At 65.6% G+C, this 4,070-nt stretch carries 4 protein-coding genes; all 4 read right to left on the reverse strand.

Annotation, left to right across the window (positions count from 1 at the left end; translation table 11 throughout):
• The coding region (locus KH616_RS22430; RefSeq protein WP_292252103.1) for a PfkB family carbohydrate kinase at window positions 1-530 on the reverse strand (530 nt) is incomplete at its 3' end.
• Between the two features lie 39 nt (window positions 531-569).
• On the reverse strand, window positions 570-1,703 hold the full coding sequence (locus tag KH616_RS22435; RefSeq protein WP_025912799.1) for a Gfo/Idh/MocA family oxidoreductase: 1,134 nt from the start codon (window positions 1,701-1,703) through the stop codon (window positions 570-572).
• Between the two features lie 8 nt (window positions 1,704-1,711).
• Window positions 1,712-2,752: an ABC transporter permease gene (locus KH616_RS22440; protein ID WP_292252101.1), complete on the reverse strand. Its 1,041-nt coding sequence runs from the start codon at window positions 2,750-2,752 to the stop codon at window positions 1,712-1,714.
• A 41-nt stretch (window positions 2,753-2,793) separates the two neighbouring features.
• Window positions 2,794-4,070 (reverse strand): sugar ABC transporter ATP-binding protein (locus tag KH616_RS22445; protein WP_292252102.1); only part of this gene is annotated, 1,277 nt, incomplete at its 5' end.

Raw genomic sequence — 4,070 nt, forward strand, 5'->3', positions numbered from 1 at the left:
CGCGTTTCACCGTCGCCTAAGGAGGTCAGCCCCCACAGCACCGGACGGTAGTCGATGTCCAGCACCGTGCGCACGCCGTGACGGCGGGCATAGCCCAGCGCCGTCAGCACCGCCTCGCGGGTCTGAGGATGAGAAAGGTGAGTCCCGGTGATGGCAAGACACCGTGCGGAGGCAATGTAGCTTTCGTCCACATCGCTGGCCGTAATGGCCATATCCGCGCAGTTATCGCGATAAAAAATCAGAGGAAAGGTGTCCCGGTCTTTAATGCCGAGTAGCACCAGCGCCGTGAGGCGGTCTTTATCAGTAATCAGATGGCTGGTATCGCAGCCCACCTGGCTGAGCTCTTCGCGCAGGAAGCGGCCCATATGTTCATCGCCGACGCGCGCCAGCATCGACGAGCGCAGGCCCTGGCGCGCGGTGCCGTACGCCACGTTGCCGGATGAGCCGCCGAGGTATTTGGCGAAGCTCGACACATCCTCCAGACGGGCACCAATCTGCTGACTGTAGAGGTCTACCGCCACGCGGCCCATGCATATCACATCAAACTGCTTTTCCACGTTGATACCTCATCAGACAATGTCATTCACGTTCAGCCAGCGGCCTTCCCGGTGCGAGAGCGCGATCGCGTCCAGCACGCGCGACACCTTCCAGCCCTCTTCGAAGTCCGGCCACATCGGCGCGTCGGCGGCAATCCCGTCCACCAGGTCGCGCACCTCCACCGTTTTTTGATCGTTAAAGCCAATCCCATGGCCTGCGCCCATGCAGAACGCGGCGTAGTCCGGGTGTGCCGGGCCGACGAGCAGGGTGCGAAACCCCTGACGGTTTACCGGATCGTCATGCAGATAGAGCTTCAGCTCCGCCATGCGCTCCTGGGTAAAGCTGATGGCGCCTTTCGTCCCGGTGATGACGTACGACAGCCCCATCTTGCGGCCGCAGGCGACGCGGGAGGTTTCAATCACGCCCTGCGCCCCGCCCGCGAAGCGCACCATCGCGTGGGCCTGGTCCTCGTTTTCGACGGCAATCATGTCTGACGATCCGGCCTTTGCCGGACGTGCCGGGACCACAATCTTCAGGTCGCCGCAGACCTGCTCAATCTCCCCGACCAGGTACTGGGCCATGTTGACGATATGCGCCGCGAGGTCACCCAGCGCCCCCAGCCCGGCGGTCTCTTTGAAGCAGTGCCAGTGAATGGGCGAGAGCGGGTCGGCCATATAGTCTTCGTTGTGGGTGCCGTAGAAGTGGATCACTTCGCCAATCTCGCCGCGGGCAATAATCTCCTTCGCCAGCTGCGCCGTCGGGTTCTTCATGTAGTTGAACCCCACCAGCGTTTTCACCCCGGCCCGCTTCGCGGCGTCGACCATCTCGCGCGCGTCATGGGCGTTCAGCGCCAGCGGCTTCTCCGAGTAGACATGCTTGCCGTGGCGGATCGCCTCCAGCGCCATCTCTTTATGCAGGTGGTTGGGTGAGCAAATATCCACCACGTCAATCGCCGGGTCGGCCACCAGCGCCCGCCAGTCGCCCGTGGAGCGGTTGAAGCCAAACGCCTGCGCGCGCGCTGCCGCCAGCTCCGGCGTGACTTCCGCCACCATCTCGCGCACCAGCCTGCCCCGCAGGTTGAACACCGTCGGAGCCTGGGCATAGGCGATAGCGTGCGCCTTGCCGATATACCCGGTGCCAATCAATCCAATACGAACCTCTTTCATCGTGATCCTCACAGTGCGCCGCGACGGCTCTTGGCGTAGGTATCAAACGCCACCGCCAGAACGATAATTAACCCGGTGATAATCTGCTGGTAGTAGGCCGAGACGTTCATCAGCACCAGGCCGTTAATCAGAATCCCCATGATGATGGAGCCAATAATGGTTCCGCCGATGCGCCCGTAGCCGCCCATCAGCGAGGTGCCGCCAATCACCACCGAGGCGATGACGCGCAGCTCAAAGGAGATCCCGGCCACCGCCTCGGCGCTCCCCAGACGCGCGCTGAGAATAAAGCCCGCCAGCCCCGCCAGACAGCCAATCAGCACGTAGACGCTGACCAGCACGCGCTTGACGTTGACCCCCGCCAGGCGCGCCGCCTCCGGGTTACCGCCGATGGCGTAGACGAAGCGGCCCCAGCGGGTTTTGTGCAGTGCCAGATAGCCGCCGAGGGCGACGATGGCGAAGATCCAGATCGGAATGGAGATGCCGAGCAGCTCCCCGCGCCCCCACCAGCGGTAGCCCTGATCGAAACCGGCGATCGGCGCGCCGTCGTTGATCACCAGCGTCAGGCCGCGCCAGATGGTCATCCCGCCGAGGGTGACGATGAACGGCGGCAGGCGGAGCAGGGCGATCAGGCCGCCGTTGATCACGCCGAAACCGAGGCCGACCGCGAGCGCGGCCGGAATCCCGAGCCAGCCCCAGTTCGGGATGTTCGATGCGAGGAGCGCCGCGACAGCGGCGGCGGCGAGCACCGAGCCGACCGACAGGTCGATGCCGCCCGTCAGGATCACGAAGGTCATGCCCGCGGCGAGCACGATATTGATCGACGCCTGCTGCGTGACGATCGACAGGTTCTGCAGGGTGAGGAAGCCGTCGGTCAGGAAGCCGAATCCGACGCACAGGAGGAGCAGGACCGGCAGCATGCCGGCGGTACGCAACAGCGACTGCATGCGCGTGCGATGTTCGCCGGCGCGCGCTTGCGGCGCGTGCGCCGGTGCCGGATGGGCGGACGCGGAAGCGGAAGCGAGGTTCTGCTGCTTGGTCTGATGGATCATTTGGATTACCTGATCGTAAGGGGCAAAGTCGGGCGCGACGCTCAGTGAGCGTCGGCCAGTTCCGTCTGCGAGCCGGTGGCGAGCGCGATGATCGCCTCCTGCGTGATCGGCTCGCCGCTGTATCCGCCGAGTTCCCCGGCGATCCTGCCTTCGCGCATCACGAGCACGCGGTCGGCGACGCCGATGATTTCCGGCAGTTCGCTCGAGATCACAATGACGCCGACGCCCGCCCGCGCCAGCTCGTTGATGATCCGGTAGATCTCGGACTTCGCGCCGATGTCGACGCCGCGCGTCGGCTCGTCGAGAATCAGCACGCGCGGCTTCGTCTCGAGCAGGCGCGACAGCAGCACCTTTTGCTGGTTGCCGCCGGACAGCGCGCCGACGTTGACATTCGCATGCGGCACGCGGATCGACAGCGACGCGATGGCGTCGCGCGCGCGCCCGGCGCCGCGTGCGAGGTCGAGCGCGCCGAGCCGCGCATCGCGGCCGCAGACCGAGATGTTGATGTTGTCGCGCACGCTCATGTCGAGGAACAGGCCCTGACGCTTGCGATCCTCGGTCAGATAGACGAGCCCGGCGTCGATCGCCTCGCGCGGCGCGTGCGCGCCCAGGGTCTTGCCGCCGATCGTCACGTCGCCGCGCGTGCGCGGTTCCGCCCCGAAGATCAATCGTGCAAGCTCGGTGCGGCCCGCACCGACGAGACCCGCGATACCAAGCACTTCGCCCGCGTGCAGGTCGAGGCTGCAGCCGCGCACGCGGTTGCCGTCGGCGACATCGCGCACGGACAGCAGCAGGTTGCCGGGATCGTACGGCGCATGCGCTTTCTTGTAGAAGCCGGAGATGTCGCGGCCGACCATCATGCCGACGAGCCGCTCGGCCGACAGCGATTCGCGTTCGAGCGTGCCGACGTACGTGCCGTCGCGCAGCACCGACACGCGGTCGGACAGTTCGTAGATTTCCGCCATCCGGTGGCTGATGTAGATGATCGCGAGGCCGTCCGCGCGCAGCTGGCGGATGAGCCGGAACAGATGCGCGGTCTCGCGCGACGACAGCGGCGTGGTGGGTTCGTCCATCACGAGGATGCGTGCGCGCGTATGGACGGCCCGTGCGATTTCGACCAGCTGCTGTTCGGCGATCGACAGCGAGCCGACCCGCGTTTCCGGGCCGAAGCTTGCGCCGAGACGTTCGAGCACATTCGCGCAGCCGCGCGCCATGGCCGCGCGGTCGATCGTGCCCCAGCGGCCGTTGCCGCGACGCAGTTCGCGGCCGACGTAGATGTTTTCCGCGACGGTCAGGTTCGGCGCGAGACACAGTTCCT

The sequence above is a fragment of the Burkholderia sp. genome (assembly GCF_018375725.1).
In the GTDB taxonomy this organism is placed as follows: domain Bacteria; phylum Pseudomonadota; class Gammaproteobacteria; order Burkholderiales; family Burkholderiaceae; genus Burkholderia.

Excerpts from the sequence above, each read along its gene's own strand:
- KH616_RS22440 (WP_292252101.1), bottom strand. The coding sequence starts at position 2,752 with ATGATCCATCAGACCAAGCAGCAGAACCTCGCTTCCGCTTCCGCGTCC.
- KH616_RS22435 (WP_025912799.1), bottom strand. The coding sequence starts at position 1,703 with ATGAAAGAGGTTCGTATTGGATTGATTGGCACCGGGTATATCGGCAAG.